The following is a 25,227-nucleotide window of genomic DNA, read 5'->3' as shown; positions in this document are numbered from 1 at the left end:
TGATCCCCGCACGCCCCCAAGGAGAACCATGTCCACGATCACCCCGTCCCGCTGGCGCAACCGCGCCGGCTTCCTCTTCCTCGCTGCCGGCGTCGTCGTCGCCCTCGCCGGGTGCTCCGCGGGCGCTTCCGCCGACACGAGCGGCGCACCCGACGGCTCCGTCACCATCGGCGCCGCCTCGAACGGTGCCGCGAAGGAGACGATCCTCGAGGTCACCGAGGACACGACGCTGCACGACGCGCTCCCTGCCGCCGTCCGGAAGTCCGGCAAGCTGACGATCGGCGTGGGTGCCCTGCCCGCCGGGTTCCCGCCGCTCGCCTTCACCGGTGACGACCAGAAGACGATCACCGGCTCGGAGCCCGACCTCGGACGGCTCGTCGCCGCGAAGCTCGGGCTGCGCGCGGACGTGCAGAACGCCACGTGGGACAACCTGTTCGTCGGCATCGACAGCGGCAAGTACGACGCCGGCTTCTCGAACGTCACGGTCACCGAGCAGCGCAAGGAGAAGTACGACTTCGCCTCGTACCGGCAGGACAACCTGGCGTTCCAGGTGCTGGCCTCGAGCTCGCTGCGGTTCGACGGCGACCCGTCCGTGCTCGCCGGGAAGACCCTGTCCGTCAGTTCCGGCACCAACCAGGAGAACATCCTGCTCGAGTGGCAGAAGGAGCTCCGGTCCGAGGGCAAGGACTTCACGATCAAGTACTACCCGGACGGCAACGCGGTGAGGCTCGCGCTCGACTCGGGCAAGATCGACGCCTACTTCGGTCCGAACCCGACGATCGCCTACCAGAACACGCAGAGCAAGGGCACCGCGAAGGAGACGAAGACCGCGGGCACGTACTCCGGCGCCGGCTCGTCACTGCAGGGGCTCATCGCAGCGACGACGAAGCAGGGCAGCGGCATCGCGAAGCCCGTCGCGGCGGCGATCGACGAACTCATCGAGGACGGTACCTACGCGAAGTGGCTCGCGGCCTACAACCTGTCGAACGAGGCCGTGAAGACGTCCGAGGTGAACCCCGAGGGTCTGCCGCTCGACAACAGCTGACGAGCAAGCGTCGCGTGCGAAGGCTGCACCGTGCCCGGTTCCGCATCCCGTGCCCGGTTGGCCGCACCGTGCGAGCTTGCACGCCCGCACCCAGCGGCCAACACCGCGCCGGCCCGCGAAGGCGGCACGGTGCGGACGGGAGGCACGCGGCGGCCCGGCACCGCGCCTCCAGGCCGCACCGTGCCCGACTACGCATCCCGTGCCCGGTTCCGCACCGTGCGCTGCGCACGAGAACGACTCCGTCGCTGTCGGACGACAGCGACGGAGTCGTTCCGCGTCGGTCAGCGCGCGGCGGCCGCCGGCTCAGGCAGGGCGGCGCGCGCCGCCCACTCCGCGGCGAGCAGCTCGTACGAGCGCACCCGGGCGTCGTGGTCGTGCGTGATCGTGGTGACGAGCAGTTCGTCGGCACCGGTGGCGCGACGGAGCACCTCGAGGCGGTCGGCGACGCGCGCGGCATCGCCCACGAACCGCGTCGCGAGCCGATCGGCAACGGTGGCTGCAGCGTCGGCTGCGAGCGGGCGCTGTCGGGCCTCGGACGGCGTCGGGTACTCGATCGCCCCGACGCCGGAACGGATCGAGTGCACCCACTGGGCGTACCCGAGCCCGAGTTCGTCCGCTTCGGCCGAGGTCGGCGCCACGAGGACGTCGGCCGACACGATGACGTGCGGGGCGTCCAGCACGCCGGGACGGAAGGCATCGCGGTACGCCTGCACGGACGCCAGGACCGTGCCCGGCGACGTGTGGTAGTTCGCGCCGTAGGGCAGGCCGAGCGCGCCGGCGGTCCGGGCGCTCTCGCCGCCGGTGGACCCGTGGATCCACAGCTCGATCTCGGCGCCCGCGGCAGGGGGCGCCTCGACCACCCCGCCGTCCCGCGACCACGTGCCGGCGAACAACCCGCGGATCAGGTCGAGTTCGCCCGCGAACCGGTCGACGTCGCCCGGCACCCGTCCGAGCAGCTCCCCCTGCAGCGCGAACCGGCTGCCGGGCGCGATGCGGAACTCGAACGGGGCCGGGACGAGCAGGCCGTCGACGACCTGGTCGGTCCTCGGGACGAGCGAGGGTGGCTTCGGCGTGCCCGGTGCTGGTGCTCCTGAGCGGCCGAGCCCGAGGTCGATGCGCGGCCCGTACAGCGCGGCGAGCGTGCCGAAGGTCTCGGCGATCTGCAGCCCGCGGACGTTGCCGACCAGGGTCGCGGCGCTGCCGACCCGCATGGTCGAGGTGGCTGCGGCGACCGCACCGATGACGACGGTCGGCGCACTGCCGGCGACACCGGGGTTGAGGTGATGCTCGGCGAGCCAGTAGCGGGCGTACCCGGCACGTTCCGCGGCGACGGCCAGGTCGACCGTGTTCGCCAGGGCCTCGGCGGGGGTCGACCCGCTGCTCACCGGCACGAGGTCGAGGACGGAGAGCGGGACCCGGCTCATGCGAGCACCCGCTGCCGGTCGAGGACCCGTCCGGGCAGGCCCAGGGTCTGGCGGAGCGTCGCGCCCTCGTCGTACGACTGCCGGTAGACGCCGCGCTCCTGCAGCAGCGGGACGACCCGGTCGACGAACTCGTCGAGGCCGTACGGGTTGGTGTGCGGCACGACCACGAAGCCGTCGGTGGCGCGCTCCTGCACGTACCGGTCGATCTCGGCGGCGATGTGTGCGGGCGTCCCGACGAACCCGCCACGGGTGGAGGCGCGGATGACCAGGTCACGGATCGACAGGTGTTCGGCCGCGGCGAGGTCGCGCCACGACTGCACCAGCGCGGGCACATCGCGGCTGTGACGGACACGGCCACGGGTGATGTCGGCCCCCTCCAGGTCCGGCTCGACCGAGGGCAACGGCCCGTCGACGTCGTACGACGACAGGTCACGGTTCCACACCTGCTCGAGGAACGCGATCGCGGTCGCCGGGCTGACATGGGCACGCCGGATCGCACGGGAACGCTCCTCGGCCTCGTCCGCCGTGTCGCCGAGCACGAAGGTCGCGCCGGGCAGGATCAGCAGCTCGTCCTTCGACCGGCCGACACGTTCGAGTCGCTCGGTCACGTCGCGGTGGAACGCCTGCGCGTCGTCGAACTCGGTGTGCAGCGAGAAGATGACCTCGGCGTGCCGGGCGGCGAGGTCGCGGCCCTCGTCGGAGTCACCGGCCTGCACGACCACGGGGTGCCGCTGGGGGCTGCGCGGGACCGGGAACGTGCCGGTCACGTCGAACTGCGGGCCGTGGTGGTCGACGTCGTGGATGCGGGAGCGGTCGGCGAAGACGCCGGCGGCCAGCGCCCCGGCGGCGCCCGACCCGTTTGCCACGATCGCGTCCGACTCCCACGAGTCCCAGAGCTCGCGCGACAGCTCCACGAACTCCGCGGCCCGCGTGTACCGGTCGGCGTGGTCGAGGAACCCGCCCCGGCGGAAGTTCGCGCCGTGGAACGCGTCCGAACTCGTCACGACGTTCCAGCCCGTACGGCCGTCCGTCAGGTGGTCGAGCGTGGCGAGCTGCTTCGCGAGTTCGACGGGCTCGTTGAAGGTGGTCTGCAGCGTGCCGACGAGCCCGATGTGGTCGGTGACGCCGGCCAGCGCGGCGAGGATCGCGAGCGTGTTCGGTCGGCCGACGACGTCGAGGTCGTGGATGCGTCCCTTCTGCTCGCGCAGCCGCAGCCCCTCGGCGAGGAACAGGAAATCGAAGCACCCCCGCTCGGCGTTCCGGGCGAAGTGCTCGAACGACGAGAACGCGATCTGGCTCTCGGCGCGGTCGTCGCTCCAGACGGTGGTGTTGTTGACGCCCGGGAAGTGGGCGGCGAGGTGGACCTGACGCTTGGCGCTCATGCTGAGACCCCCGAGGAGACGGAACCGGCACCGGCACCGGTGACGGCAGGACGCGCGTACCGGCTGACGGCCGGCGCGATGCCGAGCCGCGTGCGCAGGTCGGCGGTGGGACGGGACGCCACGTCGGCACGGAGCCCCGCGGTGACGAGCGCCGGGACGAGCTGCCGCGCGATGGCGGTGCTGTCGACCGGGATGCGCAGTGGCCGGAGCCGCACGCCGGCGTAGCCGAGATCCCGCAGGTCCCCGATGCGTCTCACCAGGTCCGGCACCGTCGTCGCGAGGACGGACGTGTCCGACCCGGAGCCCACGGCGTACCGGGTACCCGCTGCCGCGTCGAGCGCGGCGAGCTCGTCGGCGGCGGCTGCCGGCGACGACCCGATGAGCACCGCGAGGTCCGCGAGGACCGGACGACGGAGGTCGGACCCGGCCGCCTGCTCAGCGGCACGGACGAGTGCCAGCGCAGCACCTTCCTCCAGACCGTCGAAGCCGGGCGTGACCAGCACGACGTCAGCGGCGTCCACGGCGAACGCCGCCGCGTCGGCCCGGTGCGCGAGCGCGAACACCGGCGGCCGCCCCTGCGGCGACCGCGGCACGATCGACGCGCCGTGCACCGACACGAACGAGCCGGAGAACCCCGCGTCGTGGATGCGGTCGCGGTCGATGAAGCGACCGGTCGTGACGTCGCGGATGATCGCGTCGTCGTCCCAGCTGTCCCAGAGGCGGGAGACGACCTCGGCAGCCTCGCGCGCCTCGTCGAACAACGTGGCCGCGTCGTCGCCGCCGGGGCGGCGGCCGAACAGCGCGGCCTCACGGGTCGACGGACTCACCTGGATCCGCCACCCGGCCCGCCCGAGCGAGACGTGGTCGAGGGTCTGGAGGCCCGTGGCGACGTGGAACGGTTCGGTGTGCGTCACCGAGACGGTCGGCACCAGACCGATCGCGCGGGTCGCGGGGGCGACCGCGTTCGCGACCAGGAGCGCGTCGAGGCGGCCGACGACGGTCGACGTGTCGAGGTCGCCGTCGGGGTCGGTGGGGCCGGCGGTGAAGGAGTCCTCGAGGGTGACGGCATCGATGCCGAGCCGGTCCTGCTCGACGACGACGTCGCGCCAGTGGCGGAGGCTCGTGAGGCGCTGTGCTGCCGAGCCGGCGGCGCGCCAGGCGGCGGGGTGCCACCCGGCGCCCTGCAGCGCGGTGACGAGGGTGATGCGGTCGGGCACGGTCATGGGGCGACGCTAGGACGGTTCGGCCGGGCCGCGAAGCGGTGTTGCGGAACGTGACCGACGGTGTCGCCGTGTGACGTGCGGCGGCGCTCGGTGCGGCGCGGCGCGGCGGCGCGGCGGCATCGTTCGGTGCGAGGTTGCCCTCTCGGTGCGGCGGAACAGGGCGGCACGGAGCCGGCAACCTCGCACCAGATGGGGCCAGGGGCGGGCGCGCACCGTGCGAGGATCGCCGGATGGTCTCGTCGTTCCTGACCCACGCTGAAGTGGTCGTCGACCCCGCGGTCCCGATCGAGTCGTGGGGGCTGTCGCACGAGGGCCGCGCACGGGCCACGGCTGCGCACCGGTTCGCGTGGACGCCAGGCTCCCGGCGGATCGTCTCGAGCACCGAGCGCAAGGCCGTCGAGACCGCCGACCTGCTCGCCAGCGCCGTCGGGCTGTCGGTCGAGCACGACCCCCTGCTCGGCGAGATCGACCGGAGCGCGACCGGCTACCTGCCGCCGTCCGAGTTCGAGGCCGTCGTCGACTCGTTCTTCGCCTTGCCCGAGCAGTCGGTCCGCGGCTGGGAGCGGGCGATCGACGCCCAGGAGCGCATCGTCGCGGCCGTCCGCCGGCACTCCGCCACCGGCGACGTCACGATCGTCTCGCACGGTGCGGTCGGCGCGCTGCTCCTGGCCCACCTGCGCGGCGTCCCGATCACGCGCGCCCTCGACCAACCCGGCATGGGCAGCGCCTTCCACTTCGACGCGCCCGCCTGGCAGGCGACCAGCGGCTGGAGACGCGTCCCCGCGACCTGACGGGAGGCGCGGGGCGGGGCCGCCACGGGCCTCCCGTCCGCCGCCTTCGCGGCCCGACCGCCCCGCTTCGTCAGACCACGCGCGTCGCGCCCGTCACGGGGCCGGGAGCGGCGTCCTCGTCGTCGGCGTCGTGCAGGGTCCGCTCGGCCTGTCCGAGCAGGTGGTGCACGGCGAGGCCGATGGAGCGGGCACCGACGACCGCGACGAGCACGCTCAGCAGCGCGAGCAACGCGGTGGTCGGGATCCAGGCGGACGGCAGTGCGAGTGCCCGGAACCACTCGACCGATGCGGTGGCGACCGCGGCGGCCGGGAACACGAACGACCAGAACCCGAGCGAGAACCCCAGTCGGACGTACCGCGGCAGCAGGGCCAGCTGCACGAGGGCCATCAGGACACCGAGCCCGGCGATGGCCTGCACGGGCAGGGTGACCGCACCGTCGGTGAGCGCGAACAGCGACAGGGTGGCGACCGCGGGCGGCGCGACGAGGATCGCCATCGTCGGCACGAGCGGCCCCGGCAGCGCCGGTCGGAACGCCAGCCGGATGAGCAGCAGGCCGGTCATGACGCCCCAGAAGAACACGCCGACGCCGAGGGCCGGCCAGGACAGCCAGCCGACGCCGACCTCGTGCGTGGCGACCGAGGCGACCAGGGCCGCGGCGACGGTCGGCAGCAGGTAGCCGCCGTGCACGGACTCCAGGGCGAGCCGGCCCTCGAACCAGGTGCTCAGCAGCCAGGCGGCGAACCCGGCAGCGGTGGCCACGGCGGCGAGCACGACGACCTGCCCGGCGACGGGGGCGAACCGCGCGAGGTCGACGCCGAGCAGCATCGCGGTCGCGGGGACGAGCGCGGCGATCGGCCCCTGGGCCGGGTGGCGGAGCTGGTCGACGAGCCGTTCGCTGACGCGTGCGCCCCGGACGGCGTGCGCCCCGAGCAGCCACACCCACGCGACGGCCGCGATCGCCCAGAACACCTGCGGCACCACGGTGGGCAGGTGCAGCACGGGGGCGGCGTACGACCACGTCTCGGCGAAGCCGGCGAGGCCGAACGGGACGGCGAGGGTGTTGAGCGGGATGCGGGAAGTGGGTCGTGGCATGGCTCCCCCATTGTCCTGGACGGGTCGGGTGTGCCGGTGCGCGCCCGTGGGCCGTGCGTGCTCCGCGGTCAGGCTGCGGGCAGTTGCTCGCCCGCCTCGATCGCCACGTCGAGCCGGTTCTCGGCGGGCGGCAGCGGGCAGGTCGCGTGCGGGGTGTACGCGCACGGCAGGTTCGTCGACCGGTTGAAGTCGATGCGGGTGGCACCGTCGGCATCCGGTGCGGCGATGTCGAGACTCCGGTTCGCCGCGTACGTCGTGACCCCGCTCGTGCGGTCGGTGAACAGCACGTGCAGGCCGCCGGCGTGCCCGTTGAACGCCAGGAGCGACCGTGGCCCGTCGAGGTCGAACGTCAGGACGCCGGGGGCCTCGTAGACGTGCAGCAGGCCGTCGACGACGCTGCCGACGGTGACCTCGCGCGGGGTGTCGAACGGCTCGAAGTGGGCGTCCACGACGAAGCGTTCGGTGGGTGCGTACGCGGGGGTGCCGCGGTACGCGACGCGCGTCGGGTTCGACGGGTGCCGCGGGCGCAGCAGGTCGCTGCCGCCGCGCCGGGCGACCTCGATCACCACGGTCTCGTCGCCGTCGCGCCACACCACGTTCGTACTCGAGCGCTCCGGCAGCGGGCCGAACCGGTGCGTCCCGCTGACGTGCTGCCCGTCGACCTCGATCGACTCGCCGTCGGCCAGTGCGACCACCGGGCCGTCCTCGTCCGTCGACCAGCTGCCGGGGGCGTCCTCGAACCGTTCCGGCGTGGCGGTGAGCCAGCGGATGCTGGTGATCGCGAGGAACCCGTGTTCGCTCGCCCGGGCCTGTTCGTGGTCGTCGTGCCAGGCGGTCCACGCTCCGGCGAAGGTCGGAGCGGCCGGGGTGGTCGGGTTCGTCGTGCTCATGGGTCGACCGTACGACGGGTGGCCCGGCGGCGCGACGATCGTGTCGCCGTGCGTCGGCGGGCGCGGCGGGGAGGGCGGCGGGGCGGGCGGCGCGATGCGCGGCGGCGCGGGCGGCGCGGGCGGCGCGATGCGGAACGACACCGTGGACGTCGCACGACATCGACCCTGTCGTTCGCACGCGCCTGTAACCGTCCGCGCGCGCAACGAGCGACCGAGTCGGTGTCGGACGACGTCGGCCATGTCGTTCGACGTCCGCACGCATCCACAGTCGCGGAACGTAACGGGCCCGATCCCTCGTGGCAGAGTGGCACTGCAGCGCACCGCGAAGCCTCGCGCGCGGCCCCCGACTCCCGACAGTCCGTCCCCATCGAGAGGAAGGCAGCGCATGCCCTTCGAGAACACCGACCGCATCCAGGCCACCACCGCCGGATCGCTCCCCCGGACCCCCGAGCTCATCGCCGCGAACGCCGCGCGGCCCGTCGCCGCCGACGGCTTCACGCTCGAGACCACCGACGAGGTCCGAGCCCTGACGAGCGCGGCCGTCGACGACGTCGTCGCACGGCAGACCGCGCTCGGCATCACGCAGCCCGGCGACGGCGAGTTCGGCAAGGCGATGTCGAACAGCGTCGACTACGGCGCCTGGTGGGGCTACTCGTTCCAGCGCGTCAGCGGCCTGAGCCTGACCGACGAGAACATCTTCTCGCAGCAGCCGGTCCGGTCCACCCCGGGGAACATCCGGCTGACGAGCTTTCCGGACCGCCGCGACTGGACGATCTTCCACGACGCCTACACGGACCCCGAGTCGGGCATCGGCACCGGCAAGAACGCCACCGCGTTCCCGACCACCACCGGCCCGATCACCTACACCGGACACGAGGCCGCGGCCACCGACGCCGCGAACCTCAAGCACGCGGTCGAGGCCGCCGGCGCGGACAACGGCTTCATCACGGCACTCTCCCCCGGTTCGGCCGCCCGCATCGCGAACGAGTACTACGCGACCGAGGAAGAACACATCTGGGCCTGGGCCGATGCTCTGCGCGAGGAGTACACGACGGTCCTCGACGCCGGCCTCGTGCTGCAGATCGACGACCCCTCGATCGCCGAGAACTGGGACCAGATCAACCCCGAGCCGAGCATCGAGGACTACCGGGCCTTCACCCGCATCCGCGTCGAGGCGCTCAACCACGCGCTCCGCGGCCTCGACACGAGCCGGGTGCGCTTCCACCTGTGCTGGGGGTCCTGGCACGGCCCGCACACCACCGACATCGAGCTCCGCCACATCGTCGACCTGATGCTCGGCATCGACGCCGGCGCGTACTCGTTCGAGGCCGCGAACGCCCGCCACGAGCACGAGTGGGCGCTCTGGCAGGACGTCACCCTGCCCGAGGGCAAGGTCATCGTCCCGGGCGTCGTCAGCCACGCCACGAACGTCGTCGAGCACCCCGACCTGGTCGCGCAGCGCATCGAGCGGTTCGCCTCGGTGGTCGGTCGCGAGCGTGTCATCGCCAGCACCGACTGTGGCCTGGGCGGGCGGGTGCACCCGCAGATCGCCGCGGCGAAGCTCGAGTCGCTCGGCGAGGGTGCCCGGCGCGCGAGCGCGAAGCTCTTCTAGCCGCCCGTTCCTTCCCAGAACGGCTGCGGTACCTGGCGAGACCGGGCGCACGCACGAACTGACGGGAGGCCCGGTGCCAGCTGGCAGCGGGCCTCCCGTCCGTCAGCGGCGTCGGCCCAGGGCGACGGCCGCGATCGCCACGAGCGCTCCGGCCCACAGCACCGGGCGCGTGACGCGCCGTCGCTTCGCGACCCAGCCGCCGTCCGTCGCGTTCGCGGCGTCGGCGGGGGCGTAGAGGTTGCCGTCGGTCGGGGCGCCCTTGCCGCGGAGCGCGAACGTCTCCACCATCGGCTTCGTGATCTTGTGGAACAGGCCCGGGAACACGTACTGCAGCGGCACGAGCGATGCCTGCAGTCGCCCGACGAAGCGGTAGCGCTTGGGGTGCGTGGCGGCGTGCACCACGGCACGGCCGGCACGCTCGACCGAGACGGTGGGCGGCAGCGGGTGCGAGTTCTTGCCGGTGTAGTTGGCGCCGTTCTGGTAGATCGGGGTGTCGATCGTGGACGGCAGCAGGGCGGTGAACCTGATGCCGGTGCCCGCGAACTCGTCGCCGAGCACGTCGACCAGGCCGAGCGCCGCGTGCTTGCTCGTCACGTACGCCGACTGGTACGGGGCGGACAGCAGCGACTGGATCGACCCGACGAGCACGTAGGTGCCCTTCCCGCGCTGCTTCCAGTGCGGCAGCAGGTGCGTGATGGCGTTGAGGTGCCCGTAGAGGTTCGTGTCGACGACGCGCTTGAACGCCTCGGTGGGGGTTTGCTCGAACAGGCCGTAGACGAACAGCGCCGCGTTGCCGACGAAGACGTCGATGCGACCGAAGCGCGTCGTGACGGTGCCGATGAGGTCCTTGACCTGGCGCTCGTCGGCGACGTCCGTCGGGATCGCGATCGCCTCGGCGCCGAGCTTCCGGCACTCGGCGGCAGCGGCCTCGAGCGAGTCGTGCCCGCGCGCGGCGAGCACGAGTGTGGCGCCCTGCCGGGCGAACTCGTGTGCGGCGGTCCTCCCGATGCCGCTCGATGCTCCGGTGATGACGACGATCTTCCCGCGGTACCGATGTCCCATGCGTCCTTGGTACCCGTCGTCGGTCCGTTCCCGCACAGCCGGGCCGTACCCCTGGGCACGGTGCGAAGATGGAGCATGCGCAAGGACGACCTGACCGTCGACGAAGCCGCGGTCATCGCCGAACACGCCCGCTCCGGTGCCCTCGACGTCGACGACCCCGAGGTGCGGAAGGTCGTCGAGCAGGCGAACCGGGTGCTCGTGCGTGCGCAGATGTGGGGCGAGGAGCGGAGCCCGAAGCTGCGGCGCCGCCGACGGTTCATCGCGATCGGCGCCCTCGTGATGGTGCTCGTCTGGGTCGCCGGGTTGCTCGTGCCGCTGGCACTGCGCTTCGGCTGACGGGTCCGTCAGCGCCGACTGCGGTGTGCGCGGTGTGGACCGAACACGGTCAGACCCTGGTCAGACGCGCCCCGATGGTGCATGATCCGACGACCACACCACCGCCGCGCTGCAGGGAGCACGACTTGGACCAGCACATCGATCGACGGCGCTTCGTGTCGCTCGGACTCGCAGGCGCTGCCGCCACCGCGCTCGGCGTCACGGCGATCGGCGCGGACGGGTCGGCGCAGGCGGCGACCGGGGCTGCGGCCCCGACTGCCGAACCCGTCCTGCTCGCCGCCGACGAGTTCGACGGCCCGGCCGGCAGTGCACCGAACCCGGCGGTCTGGCGGTACGACCTGGGTGCCGGCGGCTGGGGAAACGCCGAACTGGAGACCTACACGGACTCGCGGCGGAACGCGGCGCTCGACGGCGCGGGCAACCTCGTCATCACCGCACAGCGCGAAGCCGACGGCTCGTACACCTCGGCCCGGCTGAAGTCCGAAGGCACCTCCACCGCGCAGTACGGCCGCATCGAGGCGCGGATCCGGATCCCTCGGGGGCAGGGCATCTGGCCGGCGTTCTGGATGCTCGGCGCCGACATCGGGCAGGTCGGCTGGCCCGCGTGCGGGGAGATCGACGTCATGGAGAACGTCGGGTACGAGCCGGGGATCGTGCACGGCACGGTGCACGGGCCCGGGTACTCCGGTGCCCAGGGCATCTCGGCGTCGTACACGGCTCCGTCCGGCGCAGCGTTCGCCGACGACTTCCACGTGTACGGGGTCGACTGGCGCCCCGGTTCGATCACCTGGACGGTCGACGGTGTCGCGTACCGGACCCTCACCCGGGCCGACGTGGGATCGAACCCGTGGGTCTTCGACAAGCCGTTCTTCGTCATCCTCAACGTCGCGGTCGGCGGCACGTGGCCCGGGTCGCCCGACGACTCGACGCAGTTCCCGCAGCAGATGACCGTCGACTGGCTGCGGGTCCACCAGAACGCCTAGTCGGGGTCGCGCCGCGGCAGGAGCGTGTCAGGGACGACGGTTCGCCCGGGCGACGAGCCACAGGTAGGTGCTGTGCCCGACCAGGGCGAGTCCGAAGAACACCGCGGCGACCGCGTACACCCGGTCGAGCTTGCCCTGCCCGATCACGAGCATCACGACGCAGAACACGACGGCGATCGCGAGGACACCGACCTGCACGGTCGACCAGATCCGTCGGAAGCGCGGCATGCCCGTCTCGTTCACGCCACCCATTCTGCCCGATGCCGTCAGTGCTTCTCCGGGTCGTGTCCCCAGTTCATGAGCGAGTACCGCCACGGGGTGTCGTGCACGTCGCCGTCGGGGCGCTGCTCCGCGTGCCGGGCGACGTAGCCGACGACCTTCCGCATGTGCGCCAGGTCGTCGTCGGTGCGGTCGGCCTTGTGCTTCTGGAGGATGCGGATGATGTGCCGACCGCTCTCGTGCCCGGTCGACTCGCCGCCGCCGGAGGGCTTCTGCCCGACGGACTTCGACTCGTCGGTGTCGAGCCACTTTCGCAACTCGGTGGCGGTCATGTTCACCGCGTCATCGAAGTCGGCCCGGGTCTGCTCGTCGTCGTGCTCGCTCATGCGGTCGAGACAACCCGTCGGTCCTGGACGACTGCGCAGTGCGGGCCGGGTCAGATGGGAATGGAACGACCCCGCGCGGTGTCGAACTCTCCACTGACCACGAAGGAGCCCACCATGAGCGTCGACCTCCACGAGAGCACCGGCACCCGGATCGTCACCGACGAGCGGACGTGCCTGCAGACGACCGTCCTGCCGAAGCTGCACGACGAGCGCACCCCGTCCTTCGGCCGCTGGCTCGGACAGATCAACCACACCGGCTGAGCCGGCGCCCGGCGACGGCACGCACGGCCCGGCCCAGACACCCGGCCCGCCAGGCCCGCCAGGCACGGCCTGTCGCCGCCGCAGTCGCCGTCGCCGGCACTGCTACCGTGCACCCATGTCCTGGGGCCGGCGGTACTACGCGCTGCAAGCCGTCGGCGGAGCGGCCTGGTGGATCGCCGTCGCCACGCTGCCGTGGGTCCGGACCACCACGCTCGGTTCGCTCGACCCGGTGCTCGTCGCCGTCCTCGACGTCCCGTTGTTCGTCGTGGCCTCGGCCCTCGCCGCCGCCGGTGTCCGGGCCGCCGCGGTCGTCACGACGGGATGGACCGCCGTGGTGCTCTGCGCGCTCGCCGTCTGGGCAACGGCCACCGGCGAGGCCGGCTGGGGCGTGCTGATCATGCTCGCGGCCACGATCGGCTCGGTGCTCGCGCTCGGTCTCGTACTGCTCGGACGGATCCCGACCGAGTGGGTGACGAGCGGCCCGCTGCGGATCCGCACCGCCGACGCCGACGCCCCGCGGTCCCGGCACGTCGCCGCGACCGTGCTGCAGATCGTCGTGTTCTGGGGTCTGTTCCTCGGGGTGTTCCCCCTGGTCATCGCGTTCGCGGAGCACCGATGGGGCCTGCACCCGGACCCGCCCGTTCCCCTGGTGAGCGCCTCGACCGTCCTCGGGGTGGTCGTGCTCCTGCTGGCGAGCGCACTCGGCATCGCGTCGGCGGCGGCCATGTCGACGAAGGGCGGCGGCACCCCGCTGCCCTCGGCGACGGCGAACCGCCTGGTCGTCGCGGGGCCGTACCGTTCGGTGCGGAACCCGATGGCCCTGGCCGGCATCACCCAGGGCGTCGCCGTCGGCCTGCTGCTGTCGTCGTGGCTGGTCGTCGTCTACGCGGTCGCGGGTTCCGTCGTGTGGAACTGCATCGTCCGACCACTCGAGGAAGCCGACCTCGACGAGCGGTTCGGCGACGACTTCCGCCGGTACGCCGAGCAGGTGCGCTGCTGGGTGCCTCGGTGGCCGATCCCCGCTCGGGTGGGCTCGGTGCCGCTCACCTCGTCGCGCCGCTGAGCGGTTTAACGACGCCGGCGTCGTCGTTCGGCGCCGCCGGGTCGTCGAGACGCCTCCGTTTCCGGCGGCGTCTCGACGACGGGGCGGCGTCTCGACGACACGCCGGCGTCTCGACGTGACGCCGGCGTGTCCGGACCGGCACCGACACCGGCCTGGAGGCGCCAGGCGGCGCCGCCACGGGCCTCCTGTCCGTCAGCCGGCCGGGTCCACCACCGGCGGCCGCGCGGACGGGGCGAGCGCACGGATCCGCTTGGCGGGGACGCCGGCGTAGACGCCGTGCGCCGCCAGGCGGCCGACCACCACGGCGCCGGCTGCGACCACCACGTCGTGCTCGATGTGGGCCCCCGGCAGGATCGTTGCCCGACCGCCGATCCAGACGTGCTCCTCGATGAGGACCGGGCGGCCCGTCGGGACGTCGTTCCACCGGCCGTCGGCGTCGATGTCGTGGTGGCTCGTCATGATGAGCACCTGCATGCCGATCGCGGTGTTCGCACCGATCGTCACGGGTGCCACGGCCTCGACGGTGACGTTCCGGTTGCAGAACACGCCCCGGCCGATCGTCAGGTGCCTGGGATCGCCCGTCAGCGAGAACCCGGCGCCCACACCGGACTCCGCGCGGGCCCCGGCGACGAGCAGCAGGAGCCGCCGCACGATCCGCGGCAGCAACGCCGACCCGAGCACGGCGGTGAAGAGCAGGTGCTCCCTGGCGTGTGCGGCATCCTCGACGAGCCGCCGACCGAACGTCGACGGGGCAGCAACCGCCGGAGCGGGTGCCGAGGTCGGGACGGGTGGTGCTGCTGAGCCGGCCATGGGGTCTCCAGTCGTCGTGGCTGCGTGTCCGTGCAGCGCCACCGTAGGACGACGACCGTCGGCGACCGGCCGGACGACGGGCGGTTGCGGGATTCTTGCGGGGCCGCGCCGCTCGGCGGCCACGCGCCGGCTCGGCTACGCGCGTGCGCCGTCGCGGGCGGTGGACGCCGTCTGCCGGGGCAGCTCGCCGAACTCCTCGCGGTAGCTCCCCGCGAACCGGCCCAGGTGGGCGAACCCGGTGGCACGGGCGATCTCGGCGACGCTCCGGCCGTCTCCGGACTCGAGCTGTTCGCGCGCGAGCAGCAGCCGGATCCGACGCAGGTACATCGTCGGGGTGATGCCGTGGTGGCGCTGGAACGCCGCCTGCACGCCGCGCACGCTCAGGCCGGCGGCCTCGGCGACGTCGTCGACGCTGATCGGTTCGGTGGCGTGCTCGAGCAGGAACGTCTCGGCTCGGGCGAACCGGGCCGTGGCGGCCACGACCGGTTCGTGCTGGCCGACGGGCCAGTGCGGGATGGCGGTGAGCAGACCACCGGCCGCGAAGCGGGCGAGCTCTCGCTCACGCTCGACCGGCACGGTCTCCGGCCCGGCCAGGACTTCCTGCGCGACGGACCGGACCATCAGCCACCAGGCCGCCAGCGGTGCGCCCTCGGGGACGTGCCGCGGACGGAACTCGAGCGGGCCCGGGGCCCAGTCCCCACGCTCCGCTGCGACCTGCTCGACGATCGCGCGGTCGATGCGCAGGACGTCCTTGTTGCAGTCGATCCACCGGAAGCGCTGCGGGCCCTGCCGGAACAGCATCGGGCGGCCGATCTGCACCGGCTCGCCGTCGAGCTGCGCGACGCCCGACTTCATCCAGACGATCATCATCTCGCTGCCCGGCTCGATCGCTCCGCGCAGGTCGCCCGTGCAGCGGGTGGACTCGAGCGACAGCAGCGACGTCCCGCGGATCCGTTCCTCGAAGACGAACTCGGCGTCCGTCGGCTCGACCGACAGGTCGTGCGTGGTGTGCGTCCGAGCCAGGGCCTCGGCCGCGACCGACGGCTCGACGGTCTGGATCTCCCGCAGCAGGCGGTGCATCGTCTCGGGCACGTGACGATCCTCCCGAGATCTCGGCGTCCGCGCAACGAGCGACGCGCCGGGTTCCTGTACGGCGACCAGCGAGGGCACTGTTTGCTGTGCTCCAGGAGGTCGCCACATGAAGCAGATCCAGTACGACCGCTCGACGATCCTGACGAGCGACGACGTGGCCGACGCCGTGATCGAGTACGCCGCGGCCCTGGCCGGCGGCAACCGGGCGGACACCGTCGCGATCCCCTCGGTGGCGGCGGACGGCACCATGACGACCACCAAGGTGCTCATCGGCCCGTCGAGCCAGCTCGTCGTCGCCGATGCCGACGAGGACGAGCTCGAGCGCGAGGACGCGGACTTCGTCGAGCGGTTGCGTGCCGCCGCACTGACGTTCGAGCACGACGAGGTGATCCACGCGGACACCCGGTCGGACCTGACCGAGGGGCCCGTGGCCTAGCAGGGCCTGCGGGCGCGGGGAGGTGGACCGCTGGACTAGCGCCCGAAGTCCGGCGGCTCGGCGCTCGTGTCCACGGCGAGCACCGCTTCGGTGCGGCGCGCGACCTCGAGCAGGAACGCTTCGCCCTCGGGTTCGAGGTCGTCGTCGGGTGCGGGCTCCACCGCGACCGGGACACCCGGGGCCAGCAACACCTCGACGGTGCTCGCCACCCCGAAGTCGTCGGCGGTGGGGATCGACACGACGTCGCTCAGTCGGCTCTGGTGCAGCGCGGCCGCGTACCGGATCACCGCTTCGGCGATCGAGTCGCTCGTCAGGACACGGACGGTGCCCGCGTAGTTCACGTACTTCAACGTTGCTCCCTGGTGAAGAGGAGCATCCGCCGCGGTGACGGTTCCCTGATCCGGTGCCACGGTAGGCCGCCGTCGGGCCACGCACACATCTTCGCGGACAGAACGGGGTACGCGGCGCCCGGCCGGTCGGTGCCGGGTGACCGGTGTCGGGGGACGCTCCCCCTGAACCGTCGCCCACCGCGAGCGGCCTACGTTCTGGCCCATGTCCACGCGAGCGAAGACCGTCACGGCGCTGTTCGGCGCCGCCACCGTAGCCCTGCTGCTCACCGCCTGCGACCCCGGCGGAGCGCAGAACATCGACCCCGTCGGCAAGGTGCCCGGCTCCGAGCAGAAGTCCCAGTCGGCGCAGTGCGACGTTGCCGCGAGTGCCACCGTCGACATGATCGACGAGGCGGTCGGGTCGCACGACACCACCGAGTTCGCGAACGTCCAGGAGGGCGACGGCGGCTGGTACCTCGGTGCGGCGATCGTCCCGGCGGACAGCAACGACTCGAACGACGACGAGATCACCGTCTGGGCGACCACCGCCGACCCCACGGCCGACGGCTTCGACGGTCCGCTGTACGCCGTGAACGACGTCGCGAAGCAGGCCGTGGCCGACGAGTCGACCACCACCTCGGACGCGCCGACGCCGTTCGCCGACGACTCCGAGGCCGCCCAGCAGGTCGAGAGCTGCGTCGTCGAGGCGTCCGACCGCTAGCCGCCGGACACCCTGCCGTGGCCGGTCAGCCCTTGGGCTGGTCGGCCACCTCCACGTCCACGTGGTATTCGTCGCCCCCGTCGGTGCTGATGGTGGACACCGAGTCGTAGACCACGTCGTAGCCCGCGGTGTTCACGTCGCAGTGCACCTCGGCGCCGTCCTCGATCGCGATGTCGTCCTCGCCGCAGTCGACCTCGGGCGTCGCGTCCGAGATGTCCGCCAGCGCGTCGACGACGACCTGTTCGAAGGCCTCCGGCGTGACGGTCCGCGAGGACGAAGCGGTCGAAGTCGACGTCGTCACCGTGCACCCGCTGAGCGTCACCGCCAGCGCGATCGTCGCGGTGAGCGTCGCGAGCGTGGTGGTGGTGCGCTGCTGCATGGTGTCCCCCGTCGTCCCCTGGCCGGTAGCTGCCCCGCGATCGGGGCCGGCCGTTCCCGACGGTAGTCGCCGCGACGGTGCGAGGACGCCGTCTGGTCCGAATCCGGTGGCGCACCGGCGGCTGGACGTCCGCCCGGGGTGTCGTGAAGGGGCGCTCAGCAGGTGGGCGAGTTCACTAGACGATCGTCTTCTGAACCCCTACGGTTCCGAACACCCCGTCCTGCCGCGAACCGTGAGAGACCGCATGCGCACCCCTCGTCAGACCACACCCCTGATCGGGACCGGCAGCTGACGTGGCAGCTGCGAAGGTCACCGTCCTGCTCGTGAGCGACTTCCCGCTGTCGGCGATGCGCGGCGAACGAGCCGCCCTGGTCCAGCAGGCGAAGGCGTTCGCCGCGTCCGGACACGTCGTCTGGGTGGCGACTCCCCCGACGAGCGACACCGCCGACCTGCGGAAGTCCGGTGTGCGCCTGCTCGAGGTCGAGCCGTCGATCAGCGTCCCGGGGGCGGACCTGCCGGTGGTCCGCAACTCGGTGCGGGTGCGTCGGCACCTCGGCACGGTGATGCTCGAGGAACGGATCGGTCTCGTCGTCACCCACTCGGACTTCGGTCTCGCCGCCGCAGCCCTGACCACGGCGCGCTCGCTCGGGCTGCCGACGATCCACACCGTGCACGGTTCCGCTCCGATCCGCGGGCGGACCGCCGCGGCGTTCGCGCCCCTGGCACGTCGTGCCCACCGCGTCGTGACCGGGCTCCGGACCGGCCGGCACCGCGTCGGCGGCCACCCCATGGAGGACGCGCGCCGCAGGATGGCCGTCGCTGTCTCCGCGGCCGCCGACGTCGTCGTCACCTCGACCACCCGACAGGCGGGAGTCCTGCGTGCCGCCGGCCTGGACGAGGTGCACGTCGTGCCCAACGCCATCGGGAACCGCACGGTGACACCGCCGCCACCGCCGGAGCTCGGCCCGCTCCGGCTCGTCTGGGCGTCGCGGTTCACGCCGGACAAGCGCCTCGACGTGCTGTTCAACGCGATCCGGCTGGTCGAGATCCGGTTGGGGGCGCACGCGGTCCGGGTCGACGTCGCCGGCGGGACCGTCCCTCCGACGCGCACGCCGGTGTCGGTGCGCGTGCACGGCCGCCTGTCCCTGCAGGGCGTCCACGACCTGCTGCTCTGCGGGCACGCAGCGGTCATCTGCTCGCTCGAGCACGACGGCCAGCCGATGACCGCGCTCGAGGCGTTCCGCGACCACCGTCCGGTCATCGTCTCCGACATCCGTCTGGCGAGCGAGTTCGGATCCGCCGCCGTCCTGACGGACGACGAGACCGCGTTCGGGCTCGCCACGACGATCATCGAACTCGCCTCGGACCGGGACCTGCTGCGACCGCACACCGACGCCGCGATCGAGCACGCCCGACTCGCGACGGCGGAACGCCACACCGAGCAGGTCCTCGGGCTCGTCGCGGATCACTGCGGTCCCTGAACGCACCGTCCCGGAGCGCGCGGTCCCCGCGGCGACGCGCTCGGCCGTGGGGCCGCCACGGGACGGACGGGAGGCACGGTGCGGGCCCGCCCCGAGCCTCCCGCCCGGCGGTGCGTGCCGACCACGGCACAGGGAGAACGCCCCGATGAGGAGGGGGGATCTCATCGGGGCGTTCCGTTCGTGGGGCCGCGTCAGGCGGCGAGGCGCGCAGCGAGCGCCGTGGCGCGGGACCGGAGGTCCGCGTAGGTGGCCTCGTACGCCTCCGGCGTGCCGGTGCGCGAGGGGTTCGGCAGTGACCAGTGCAGGCTGTCACCGTCGTCGATCGACTCGTGCGCACGGTCGCAGACCGTGACGACCAGGTCGCCGTCGGCGAGGACGTCGTGGAAGGACCGCGGGACGTGGTCGCCGAGGTCGAGGCCGTAGCGCGCACCGACGGCGACCGCGCCGGGGGCGATGGCGGGGGCGGGACGCGTCCCGCCGGACAGGGAACCGATCTCGCTGACCTGCGCCCAGACGCCCGCGGCCAGCGGGGAGCGCGCGGAGTTGCCGGTGCAGACGAACAGCACGCGCGACACCGGACCCGGCACCGCCGCCGCCCCGTGCGGGACACCGCTCGGCTCGAGGTGCAGGTAGCTGCGACGGCCGTCGCCGTCGGAGCGGCGCCGCGTGACCAGGCCGGCCTGCTCGAGGACGCGCAGGTGGTGCGCGAGGAGCGGGCCGGACAGGCCGAGGGCGGCCCGGACCTCGCTCGGGCTGGCGTCGGAGGCCGCGAGCAGGTCGACGACCGCCAGGCGTGCGACGTCGCCGAGGGCCGCGTGCTGCGCCGCGCGCTGCTCGAGGTCCTGCTGCCGCATGTTCATCAGTTCAATGTTGACTGAACCATCTGCCGTCGTCAAGATGGGCGGGTGACGACGAGCCCCGAGCCCCTGCGATCGTCCGCTGCCTCGGTGTTCCTGGTGTTCCTGCGGCTCGGGCTGACCTCGTTCGGCGGGCCGGTCGCGCACCTCGGGTACTTCCGAGAAACCTTCGTGGTGCGTCGGCGGTGGCTGGGCGACGACGCCTACGCCGACCTCGTCGCGCTCTGCCAGTTCCTGCCCGGGCCGGCGTCGAGCCAGGTCGGGATGGCACTCGGCCTGCAGCGCGCCGGGCTGCTCGGACTCCTCGCCGCCTGGTGCGGGTTCACGCTGCCGTCCGCGGTGCTGCTCGTCGCGTTCGCCCTGCTCGTGTCCGGCACGCCCGACCTGGCCGGCGCCGGGTGGCTGCTCGGGCTGCAGGCCGCCGCAGCCGCGGTGGTGGCGCAGGCGGTGCTCGGCATGGCGCGCTCGCTCACGCCGGACCGCCGACGGGCGACCGTCGCTGCCGCAGCCGCGATCGTGGTGCTGCTCGTCCCCGGCCCGGGGCCGCAGGTCGCGGTGATCGCGGTGTGCGGTGTGGTCGGCGCCGTGTGGCTCCGCGGCGTCGTCGCCGTGGGCGTGGATGCAGGCGCCACCGACACGGGCGGCGCCGTCCGGCTCCCCCGCTGGGTCGCGGTGTCGGCGCTCGTCGCGTTCGCCGCCCTGCTCGTCGCGGCCCCGATCGCCGCGAACGGCACCGGTGCCGTGCGCCTGTTCGGGGTCTTCGCGCAGGCGGGCTCGCTCGTCTTCGGCGGCGGCCACGTCGTCCTGCCGCTGCTCGAGTCGCAGACCGTGGCCACACACCTGGTGGGGCACGCCGACTTCCTGGCCGGGTACGGCGCCGCACAGGCCGTACCCGGGCCGCTGTTCACCTTCGCCGCGTACCTCGGCGCCGTCGCCCACGGCAGCCCCGGCGGGGTCCTCGGCGCAACCGTCGCACTCGTCGCGATCTTCCTGCCCGCCGCGCTCCTGGTCATCGGCGCACTGCCGTTCTGGCACGTGCTCCGCGCCCTGCCGTGGGCCCGACGCGTGCTCGCCGGCGTGAACGCGGGGGTCGTCGGGCTCCTCGCCGCAGCGCTCTGGGACCCGGTCATCACCGAGGGGGTCCGCTCGGCCCCCGCACTGGCGCTCGCCGTGGCTGCCTTCACCGCCCTCACCCGCTGGTCCGCTCCCCCGTGGGCCGTCGTCATCGGAGCCGGCCTGCTCGGCGCCGTCGTCCTCTGATCGGAGCACCCCGCATGCCCACCGTCCTGTTCGTCTGCGTCCACAACGCCGGCCGTTCCCAGATGGCCGCCGGCTTCCTGCAGCACCTGGCCGGTGACCGCGTCGACGTCCGGAGCGCCGGCTCCGAACCGGCCGACCAGCTCAACCCCGTGGTCGTCGAGGCGATGCTCGAGGAGGGCATCGACATCCGGGGCGAGCAGCCCGCCCTGCTCCGCACCGACGCCGTCCGTGCCGCCGACGTCGTCATCACGATGGGCTGCGGGGACGCCTGCCCGGTGTTCCCGGGCAAACGCTACGAGGACTGGGAGCTCCCGGACCCCGCAGGGCTCGACCTCGACGCCGTCCGGCCGATCCGCGACGACGTGCGTGCGCGGGTGCAGGACCTCATCGCCCGGACCGCTCCCTGACGCGCTCGAGCAGGCGGTCGACGAGCTGCTCGCGCCACGGGACCGACGACCAGACGTGGTCCGCACCCTCGACCGCGGTGAACGTCGCCCCGCTGAGCAGTTCGCCGTAGCGCCGGCCGTACTCGACCGGGACGATCTCGTCGGCGGTACCGTGCAGCACGTCGACCGGCCCGTCGTACCCGCGCGCCTGGGCGTAGACGTCGAGTCCGTCCCGGACCTCGTCGACGAACCCGCGCCCGAGGGCGGTCCCAGCGAAGTCGAACCAGCCGCGGTCGCGGACGGGCGCGAGCGGCTGCCCCTGGATGGTGTCGTGCACGGCGATGTCGTCGACCACGACCCCGGCCGGCGACCACAGGGTCAGGCTCCGCACCAGGTCGGGGACCCTCGCCGCCGCCATCGCCGACTCGACGGCGCCCAGGCTGTGGGCGACGACGTGGATCGGTGCCCCCTGGTCGGCCGAGAACGCCCGGATCATCGTGACGACCTGCTCGACCTCGTCGCCGATCGAGATGTCCGCGAAGCGTCCGTCGCTCGTGCCGTGCCCGAGACGGTCGTAGGAGCGGACCGTCAGACCGGTGTCGGTCAGGGCGGTCGCGGCCTGCACGAAGAGCTGGCGCGGACCGATCGACGAGTCACCGAACCCGTGCACGAACAGCACCGAGCCGCCGGCAGCCGCGGGCGCCGGGTGGTACTCCCACCCCCGGAGCGCCCCGCCCCGGTGCTCGAGCCGGATGCTCGTCAGGGCACGCTCCAGCGGACGTTCCGCAGTCACGCTCAGTTGCTCCGGTCGGCGAACCCGGCCGGCAGGTCGGCGGGCGCGGTGTCGACGACGGTCTCGTCGTCCTGGCCGACGAACTCGAACAGGGTGATGTGGGCGAACTCGGGGACGACGTAGATCGGGTAGGTGGGGCCGGCGTCGCGGTACTCGCGCATCCGGTCCAGGTGGTCGTTCTGGAACAGCACGGTCTTGCTGCCGTCCTCCTCGACCCAGTGCGGGAAGAAGATCGTGCCGTGCAGCACGCGCTCCCCCGGCACCACGGTCACGACGACGCTCGTGCCGGTGGGCTCGTTCCACGACACCTTGTAGACGCCGGCGGTGAGCACCACGAGGTCGACCTGCTGGTCCTTGACCCAGCGCCCGCCGACCATGCCGGAGTGGATGCGGTAGTCGATGGTGGTGGCGTTCTTGACGTACATCTCGTACTGCCAGCCGTTGGCGTACGTGTAGATGAACCGGTGTCCGACGATGCCGGAGAGGTCCTGCGACGGGACGGGCTGTGCGACTGAGGTGGTGATCGTCATGCCCCCATCCTGCGCCGAACATAGTTTTGTTGCAAACCTTTTTCGAGGACCTAAGCTGAGGACATGGGCAGCGAGCACGACACCGCAGGACTCCGGGACATCGCTCGGCGGCTCAGCGACCAGGTCGGCCCGTTCCGCCGCACCCTGCTGAACGCGTCACGCCGTGACGGTGCGCTGCCGGAACTGCCCGACGCCCAGATCGAGGTGCTGCGACGCCTCGACGAGGCCGGGTGGCTCACGCCGACGGCGCTCGGCCGGTCCCTCGGCCTCGCCCGCTCCACGGTCAGCAACCTCGTCACCGCGATGGAGCGCGGCGGGCTCGTCCGCCGGCGGCTCGCCACCGGCGACGGCCGCAGCACCGAGATCGCCCTGACCGAGCTCGCGTCCGAGCGGCTCCGGGTCTACGACGCCTCGGCCGAGCACGTCCTGGTCGGCGCGCTCGAACGCCTGGGCCCGGACGGGGTCGACGCGCTGCGCGCCGCGCTGCCCGTCCTCGCCGAGCTCCGTCTGACCATCGAGGAGCCCGGAGCGTAGGGATCGGCTGACAGTGCGCGTGAGCCGTCGCACAGGTCCGGCTCGTCGATCACCAGCGGGAGCGGGTCACCCTGGCAGGGTGTTCGCAGACCACCCGGGAGGCCCGCACCGCGCCTGAGAAGTCGGTCACGGTCGCAGCACGCGACGGCTCCAGGGCGCGCGGCGGCCCCCAGGGACCGGTTCCATCGTTCTGCCGTGCAGACGACATCACTTCTCCCCATCATCGCCAAGGCGTGTGCGGTGGCAGCTCCGGTCGCCATCGCCGTGTCGCTCGTGGCCGGCCCGGCCGTGGCGGCACCCCTCCACACCTCCACCACCACGACCTCCGCGCACCACACGGTGTCCCGCGCGGCGCGGACCACCGAGGGCGGCACGGCCGTCTCGCGGCTCGACCGTCGCGCCGAGCAGCGCAACGAGGCCACCGTCCGGCACCTGTTCCGGTGCGCCTTCCGCTCCCCCGCCTCGGCGACGGCACGCGCTGCCGCCCGGACCGCCGTGGCATCGGGTGCCGTCGCCCACGGTGCGAAGAGCGCCTCGGGTCCGGCTGCACTGCTCGCCGAGTTCACCGCCGACCGCGCCCGGGTCCCCGGTGCCCACGCCGTGATCAAGCACATCGCCGGTGACGCCGACCTGGTGGCCGTGCACTGGCAGATCACCGCGAAGCCGAAGGACGAACGCACCGGTGACGCCGCCGTCGACCTGTTCCGCATGCGCAACGGGCGGATCAGCGAGTGGTGGGCGCTCCGGCAGACGGTCCCGACGGGCACGCCGGCCAGCGGCAACACGAACAGCATGTTCAGCGACCTGTACCCGGCCGCCAAGCGTGACCACCACCTGACCGAGCGGCAGGAGGAGCACAACCGGGTGCTCGCGGTGACCGCGTACAACCGGCTTTTCCGCGACCACGACGTGTCCGTGCTGGACGAGAAGTTCGACCCGGCGTACCTGCAGCACAACTCGGTCGCCGCGAACGGCACCGCCGCGCTCAAGCAGTTCTTCGCCGGCAGTGCCGCGCAGGGTCTGCCGAAGCAGGAGTCCGTCATCTCGCTGGCCGACGGCGACCTGGTGTGGACGTTCTCGAAGCAGGTCGGGGCGAAGGCCGACGCACCGTTCGGCGCAGCCGACCTGTTCCGGGTGGACGGCAACCTGATCCGCGAGCACTGGGACGTCGTCCCGACGAGCTGAGACCGGGCAGCGGGAACCGGAGCCGCGCGTCTCAGGACGCGCGGCTCCGGCGCGCCCGCTCCTTGATCGCCGTGATGACGGCCGTCTTCGCGTCGGCGTAGGCGTTCATGTCGTCCCAGCTCCGGCCGAGCAGCTCCCGCTTGGTGCGCTCGTACAGCGCGCGGTCGTCGGCGTCGACGCGCAGGTGGTCGCGGAGGAGCAGGTACTCCTCGACCGCCGTCGCGCCCTGCTCGTAGACGTGCACGTGCACGTCGCGAGCCGGTGTCCGGACCAGGCGGTGGCCGGGTTCGCGCACGCGGAGCTCGTACCCGGCCGCGAGGAGCTGGTCGAGGTAGGTCGCCTCGGCGGTGATGTCGGCGACGACGACCACGATGTCGACGATGGGTTTCGCCGCCAGGCCGGGGACGGCCGTGGAGCCGATGTGCTCGACGACCGCAGCGTCCGCGCCGGAGCCGGGCAGGGCCTCCAGGATGCGTCGCCGGTGGTCCGCGAAGACCGCAGCCCACCCGCTGTCGGCGGGGTGCAGGGTCACGGTGACCGGTTCTGGGCCGCCGATGATCTCGACGGTCGTGACGTCCGGTCGGGGGTGGTCCTCGTCATGGTGCACCCGGCCATGATGGCAGCACCCGGAGCGCGGACCAGAGTAGTCCTTGACTTTCCGGCT

At 72.8% G+C, this 25,227-nt stretch carries 30 protein-coding genes; 14 read left to right on the top strand and 16 right to left on the bottom strand.

Annotated elements, in window-relative coordinates; genetic code table 11:
* The first annotated feature begins 28 nt into the window (after window positions 1–28).
* The gene (locus ASF75_RS01545) at window positions 29–1,045 is read left to right on the top strand and encodes a transporter substrate-binding domain-containing protein (protein WP_056068419.1); all 1,017 of its coding nucleotides are present in this window, start codon (window positions 29–31) and stop codon (window positions 1,043–1,045) included.
* Between the two features lie 281 nt (window positions 1,046–1,326).
* Here the strand turns inward: ASF75_RS01545 and ASF75_RS01540 are convergent, their stop codons facing one another.
* Genes ASF75_RS01540 through ASF75_RS01530 form a run of 3 tightly spaced genes read right to left on the bottom strand, consistent with a single transcriptional unit; the run spans window position 1,327 to window position 5,074 of the window.
* A complete protein-coding gene (locus ASF75_RS01540) occupies window positions 1,327–2,469 on the bottom strand; it encodes an LLM class flavin-dependent oxidoreductase (RefSeq protein ID WP_017885644.1) in 1,143 nt (380 codons plus the stop codon).
* A complete protein-coding gene (locus ASF75_RS01535; protein ID WP_056068417.1) occupies window positions 2,466–3,851 on the bottom strand; it encodes an NtaA/DmoA family FMN-dependent monooxygenase in 1,386 nt (461 codons plus the stop codon). The genes ASF75_RS01540 and ASF75_RS01535 overlap by 4 nt, the downstream gene beginning before the upstream one ends.
* Complete coding sequence (locus tag ASF75_RS01530; protein ID WP_056068415.1) at window positions 3,848–5,074, bottom strand: LLM class flavin-dependent oxidoreductase; 1,227 nt, start codon at window positions 5,072–5,074, stop codon at window positions 3,848–3,850. Before ASF75_RS01530 ends, ASF75_RS01535 begins: the two co-directional genes overlap by 4 nt.
* Before the next feature lie 230 nt (window positions 5,075–5,304).
* Here ASF75_RS01530 and ASF75_RS01525 point away from each other — a divergent pair, with 230 nt between their 5' ends.
* The gene (locus tag ASF75_RS01525) at window positions 5,305–5,865 is read left to right on the top strand and encodes a histidine phosphatase family protein (RefSeq protein WP_056068414.1); all 561 of its coding nucleotides are present in this window, start codon (window positions 5,305–5,307) and stop codon (window positions 5,863–5,865) included.
* Between the two features lie 70 nt (window positions 5,866–5,935).
* Here ASF75_RS01525 and ASF75_RS01520 read toward each other — a convergent pair whose 3' ends face one another.
* Window positions 5,936–6,958 (bottom strand): transporter, encoded by a 1,023-nt coding sequence (locus ASF75_RS01520; RefSeq protein ID WP_056068412.1) that lies wholly within the window; start codon window positions 6,956–6,958, stop codon window positions 5,936–5,938.
* Window positions 6,959–7,026: 68 nt separating this feature from the next.
* Window positions 7,027–7,848 carry a DUF1684 domain-containing protein gene (locus ASF75_RS01515; protein ID WP_056069068.1) on the bottom strand — a complete coding sequence of 274 codons (822 nt, stop codon included), beginning with the start codon at window positions 7,846–7,848 and terminating at the stop codon, window positions 7,027–7,029.
* A 385-nt stretch (window positions 7,849–8,233) separates the two neighbouring features.
* Here ASF75_RS01515 and ASF75_RS01510 point away from each other — a divergent pair, with 385 nt between their 5' ends.
* Window positions 8,234–9,460 carry a cobalamin-independent methionine synthase II family protein gene (locus ASF75_RS01510; RefSeq protein WP_056068410.1) on the top strand — a complete coding sequence of 409 codons (1,227 nt, stop codon included), beginning with the start codon at window positions 8,234–8,236 and terminating at the stop codon, window positions 9,458–9,460.
* Between the two features lie 102 nt (window positions 9,461–9,562).
* On the opposite strand, the gene ASF75_RS01505 is transcribed toward ASF75_RS01510, so the two are convergent.
* Entirely contained in the window at window positions 9,563–10,522 is a 960-nt protein-coding gene (locus ASF75_RS01505; protein ID WP_056068408.1) for an SDR family NAD(P)-dependent oxidoreductase, read from the bottom strand.
* Between the two features lie 75 nt (window positions 10,523–10,597).
* Between ASF75_RS01505 and ASF75_RS01500 the strand changes: the two genes are divergently transcribed.
* Both ASF75_RS01500 and ASF75_RS01495 read left to right on the top strand, forming a co-directional pair.
* The gene (locus tag ASF75_RS01500) at window positions 10,598–10,858 is read left to right on the top strand and encodes a hypothetical protein (protein ID WP_017885652.1); all 261 of its coding nucleotides are present in this window, start codon (window positions 10,598–10,600) and stop codon (window positions 10,856–10,858) included.
* A 125-nt stretch (window positions 10,859–10,983) separates the two neighbouring features.
* Window positions 10,984–11,841: a family 16 glycosylhydrolase gene (locus tag ASF75_RS01495; RefSeq protein WP_056068406.1), complete on the top strand. Its 858-nt coding sequence runs from the start codon at window positions 10,984–10,986 to the stop codon at window positions 11,839–11,841.
* A 27-nt stretch (window positions 11,842–11,868) separates the two neighbouring features.
* Here the strand turns inward: ASF75_RS01495 and ASF75_RS01490 are convergent, their stop codons facing one another.
* Together ASF75_RS01490 and ASF75_RS01485 are read right to left on the bottom strand one after the other, a co-directional pair.
* Window positions 11,869–12,084 carry a hypothetical protein gene (locus ASF75_RS01490; protein ID WP_139179681.1) on the bottom strand — a complete coding sequence of 72 codons (216 nt, stop codon included), beginning with the start codon at window positions 12,082–12,084 and terminating at the stop codon, window positions 11,869–11,871.
* A 23-nt stretch (window positions 12,085–12,107) separates the two neighbouring features.
* Window positions 12,108–12,446: a DUF3140 domain-containing protein gene (locus tag ASF75_RS01485; protein ID WP_056068404.1), complete on the bottom strand. Its 339-nt coding sequence runs from the start codon at window positions 12,444–12,446 to the stop codon at window positions 12,108–12,110.
* Window positions 12,447–12,560: 114 nt separating this feature from the next.
* Between ASF75_RS01485 and ASF75_RS01480 the strand changes: the two genes are divergently transcribed.
* The gene (locus ASF75_RS01480; protein WP_156155412.1) at window positions 12,561–12,707 is read left to right on the top strand and encodes a hypothetical protein; all 147 of its coding nucleotides are present in this window, start codon (window positions 12,561–12,563) and stop codon (window positions 12,705–12,707) included.
* 115 nt (window positions 12,708–12,822) lie between these two features.
* On the top strand, window positions 12,823–13,770 hold the full coding sequence (locus ASF75_RS01475) for a methyltransferase family protein (RefSeq protein ID WP_056068402.1): 948 nt from the start codon (window positions 12,823–12,825) through the stop codon (window positions 13,768–13,770).
* A 192-nt stretch (window positions 13,771–13,962) separates the two neighbouring features.
* Here the strand turns inward: ASF75_RS01475 and ASF75_RS18070 are convergent, their stop codons facing one another.
* Window positions 13,963–14,580: an acyltransferase gene (locus ASF75_RS18070; RefSeq protein WP_052481956.1), complete on the bottom strand. Its 618-nt coding sequence runs from the start codon at window positions 14,578–14,580 to the stop codon at window positions 13,963–13,965.
* 135 nt (window positions 14,581–14,715) lie between these two features.
* The gene (locus tag ASF75_RS01465; RefSeq protein ID WP_017885659.1) at window positions 14,716–15,672 is read right to left on the bottom strand and encodes an AraC family transcriptional regulator; all 957 of its coding nucleotides are present in this window, start codon (window positions 15,670–15,672) and stop codon (window positions 14,716–14,718) included.
* A gap of 106 nt (window positions 15,673–15,778) precedes the next feature.
* Between ASF75_RS01465 and ASF75_RS01460 the strand changes: the two genes are divergently transcribed.
* Window positions 15,779–16,108, top strand: coding sequence for a hypothetical protein (locus tag ASF75_RS01460; RefSeq protein ID WP_017885660.1), 330 nt, complete (start codon window positions 15,779–15,781; stop codon window positions 16,106–16,108).
* Between the two features lie 35 nt (window positions 16,109–16,143).
* On the opposite strand, the gene ASF75_RS01455 is transcribed toward ASF75_RS01460, so the two are convergent.
* On the bottom strand, window positions 16,144–16,458 hold the full coding sequence (locus tag ASF75_RS01455; RefSeq protein ID WP_152427129.1) for a hypothetical protein: 315 nt from the start codon (window positions 16,456–16,458) through the stop codon (window positions 16,144–16,146).
* Between the two features lie 202 nt (window positions 16,459–16,660).
* Between ASF75_RS01455 and ASF75_RS01450 the strand changes: the two genes are divergently transcribed.
* Entirely contained in the window at window positions 16,661–17,158 is a 498-nt protein-coding gene (locus ASF75_RS01450) for a hypothetical protein (RefSeq protein WP_017885662.1), read from the top strand.
* 25 nt (window positions 17,159–17,183) lie between these two features.
* Here the strand turns inward: ASF75_RS01450 and ASF75_RS01445 are convergent, their stop codons facing one another.
* Window positions 17,184–17,537 (bottom strand): hypothetical protein, encoded by a 354-nt coding sequence (locus tag ASF75_RS01445; protein WP_017885663.1) that lies wholly within the window; start codon window positions 17,535–17,537, stop codon window positions 17,184–17,186.
* Between the two features lie 293 nt (window positions 17,538–17,830).
* Between ASF75_RS01445 and ASF75_RS01440 the strand changes: the two genes are divergently transcribed.
* On the top strand, window positions 17,831–19,018 hold the full coding sequence (locus ASF75_RS01440) for a glycosyltransferase (protein ID WP_017885664.1): 1,188 nt from the start codon (window positions 17,831–17,833) through the stop codon (window positions 19,016–19,018).
* 191 nt (window positions 19,019–19,209) lie between these two features.
* Here the strand turns inward: ASF75_RS01440 and ASF75_RS01435 are convergent, their stop codons facing one another.
* Window positions 19,210–19,878, bottom strand: a complete 669-nt coding sequence (locus ASF75_RS01435) for a MarR family transcriptional regulator (protein WP_056068399.1) — start codon at window positions 19,876–19,878, stop codon at window positions 19,210–19,212.
* A gap of 45 nt (window positions 19,879–19,923) precedes the next feature.
* On the opposite strand from ASF75_RS01435, the gene chrA reads away from it, so the two are divergent.
* A complete protein-coding gene (chrA, locus tag ASF75_RS01430; protein ID WP_056068397.1) occupies window positions 19,924–21,135 on the top strand; it encodes a chromate efflux transporter in 1,212 nt (403 codons plus the stop codon).
* A 14-nt stretch (window positions 21,136–21,149) separates the two neighbouring features.
* On the top strand, window positions 21,150–21,542 hold the full coding sequence (locus tag ASF75_RS01425; protein ID WP_017885667.1) for an arsenate reductase ArsC: 393 nt from the start codon (window positions 21,150–21,152) through the stop codon (window positions 21,540–21,542).
* Here ASF75_RS01425 and ASF75_RS01420 read toward each other — a convergent pair.
* Together ASF75_RS01420 and ASF75_RS01415 are read right to left on the bottom strand one after the other, a co-directional pair.
* A complete protein-coding gene (locus ASF75_RS01420) occupies window positions 21,520–22,314 on the bottom strand; it encodes an alpha/beta hydrolase (protein ID WP_056068395.1) in 795 nt (264 codons plus the stop codon). The two genes, ASF75_RS01425 and ASF75_RS01420, sit on opposite strands and share 23 nt — an antisense overlap.
* A gap of 2 nt (window positions 22,315–22,316) precedes the next feature.
* Window positions 22,317–22,844, bottom strand: a complete 528-nt coding sequence (locus tag ASF75_RS01415; protein WP_017885669.1) for a phenolic acid decarboxylase — start codon at window positions 22,842–22,844, stop codon at window positions 22,317–22,319.
* A gap of 63 nt (window positions 22,845–22,907) precedes the next feature.
* On the opposite strand from ASF75_RS01415, the gene ASF75_RS01410 reads away from it, so the two are divergent.
* A complete protein-coding gene (locus ASF75_RS01410) occupies window positions 22,908–23,378 on the top strand; it encodes a MarR family winged helix-turn-helix transcriptional regulator (RefSeq protein WP_056068393.1) in 471 nt (156 codons plus the stop codon).
* A gap of 195 nt (window positions 23,379–23,573) precedes the next feature.
* Window positions 23,574–24,563, top strand: coding sequence for a nuclear transport factor 2 family protein (locus tag ASF75_RS01405; protein WP_235517476.1), 990 nt, complete (start codon window positions 23,574–23,576; stop codon window positions 24,561–24,563).
* 31 nt (window positions 24,564–24,594) lie between these two features.
* Here the strand turns inward: ASF75_RS01405 and ASF75_RS01400 are convergent, their stop codons facing one another.
* Window positions 24,595–25,170 (bottom strand): GrpB family protein, encoded by a 576-nt coding sequence (locus ASF75_RS01400; RefSeq protein WP_017885672.1) that lies wholly within the window; start codon window positions 25,168–25,170, stop codon window positions 24,595–24,597.
* Window positions 25,171–25,227 lie beyond the last annotated feature (57 nt).

Origin of the sequence: Curtobacterium sp. Leaf154 (assembly GCF_001424595.1) — a bacterium.
GTDB lineage: Bacteria > Actinomycetota > Actinomycetes > Actinomycetales > Microbacteriaceae > Curtobacterium > Curtobacterium poinsettiae.
Note: the sequence above shows the minus strand (reverse complement) of the source record. Positions and strands in the feature narration are given on the sequence as shown.

Excerpts from the sequence above, each read along its gene's own strand:
- ASF75_RS01535 (WP_056068417.1), bottom strand. The coding sequence starts at position 3,851 with ATGAGCGCCAAGCGTCAGGTCCACCTCGCCGCCCACTTCCCGGGCGTC.
- ASF75_RS01525 (WP_056068414.1), top strand. The coding sequence starts at position 5,305 with ATGGTCTCGTCGTTCCTGACCCACGCTGAAGTGGTCGTCGACCCCGCG.
- ASF75_RS01425 (WP_017885667.1), top strand. The coding sequence starts at position 21,150 with ATGCCCACCGTCCTGTTCGTCTGCGTCCACAACGCCGGCCGTTCCCAG.
- ASF75_RS01460 (WP_017885660.1), top strand. The coding sequence starts at position 15,779 with ATGAAGCAGATCCAGTACGACCGCTCGACGATCCTGACGAGCGACGAC.
- ASF75_RS01475 (WP_056068402.1), top strand. The coding sequence starts at position 12,823 with ATGTCCTGGGGCCGGCGGTACTACGCGCTGCAAGCCGTCGGCGGAGCG.
- ASF75_RS01510 (WP_056068410.1), top strand. The coding sequence starts at position 8,234 with ATGCCCTTCGAGAACACCGACCGCATCCAGGCCACCACCGCCGGATCG.
- ASF75_RS01485 (WP_056068404.1), bottom strand. The coding sequence starts at position 12,446 with ATGAGCGAGCACGACGACGAGCAGACCCGGGCCGACTTCGATGACGCG.
- ASF75_RS01505 (WP_056068408.1), bottom strand. The coding sequence starts at position 10,522 with ATGGGACATCGGTACCGCGGGAAGATCGTCGTCATCACCGGAGCATCG.
- ASF75_RS01445 (WP_017885663.1), bottom strand. The coding sequence starts at position 17,537 with ATGCAGCAGCGCACCACCACCACGCTCGCGACGCTCACCGCGACGATC.
- ASF75_RS01410 (WP_056068393.1), top strand. The coding sequence starts at position 22,908 with ATGGGCAGCGAGCACGACACCGCAGGACTCCGGGACATCGCTCGGCGG.
- ASF75_RS01545 (WP_056068419.1), top strand. The coding sequence starts at position 29 with ATGTCCACGATCACCCCGTCCCGCTGGCGCAACCGCGCCGGCTTCCTC.
- ASF75_RS01500 (WP_017885652.1), top strand. The coding sequence starts at position 10,598 with ATGCGCAAGGACGACCTGACCGTCGACGAAGCCGCGGTCATCGCCGAA.
- ASF75_RS01415 (WP_017885669.1), bottom strand. The coding sequence starts at position 22,844 with ATGACGATCACCACCTCAGTCGCACAGCCCGTCCCGTCGCAGGACCTC.
- ASF75_RS01520 (WP_056068412.1), bottom strand. The coding sequence starts at position 6,958 with ATGCCACGACCCACTTCCCGCATCCCGCTCAACACCCTCGCCGTCCCG.
- ASF75_RS18070 (WP_052481956.1), bottom strand. The coding sequence starts at position 14,580 with ATGGCCGGCTCAGCAGCACCACCCGTCCCGACCTCGGCACCCGCTCCG.
- ASF75_RS01450 (WP_017885662.1), top strand. The coding sequence starts at position 16,661 with ATGTCCACGCGAGCGAAGACCGTCACGGCGCTGTTCGGCGCCGCCACC.
- ASF75_RS01540 (WP_017885644.1), bottom strand. The coding sequence starts at position 2,469 with ATGAGCCGGGTCCCGCTCTCCGTCCTCGACCTCGTGCCGGTGAGCAGC.
- ASF75_RS01435 (WP_056068399.1), bottom strand. The coding sequence starts at position 19,878 with ATGAACATGCGGCAGCAGGACCTCGAGCAGCGCGCGGCGCAGCACGCG.
- ASF75_RS01480 (WP_156155412.1), top strand. The coding sequence starts at position 12,561 with ATGAGCGTCGACCTCCACGAGAGCACCGGCACCCGGATCGTCACCGAC.
- ASF75_RS01530 (WP_056068415.1), bottom strand. The coding sequence starts at position 5,074 with ATGACCGTGCCCGACCGCATCACCCTCGTCACCGCGCTGCAGGGCGCC.
- ASF75_RS01515 (WP_056069068.1), bottom strand. The coding sequence starts at position 7,848 with ATGAGCACGACGAACCCGACCACCCCGGCCGCTCCGACCTTCGCCGGA.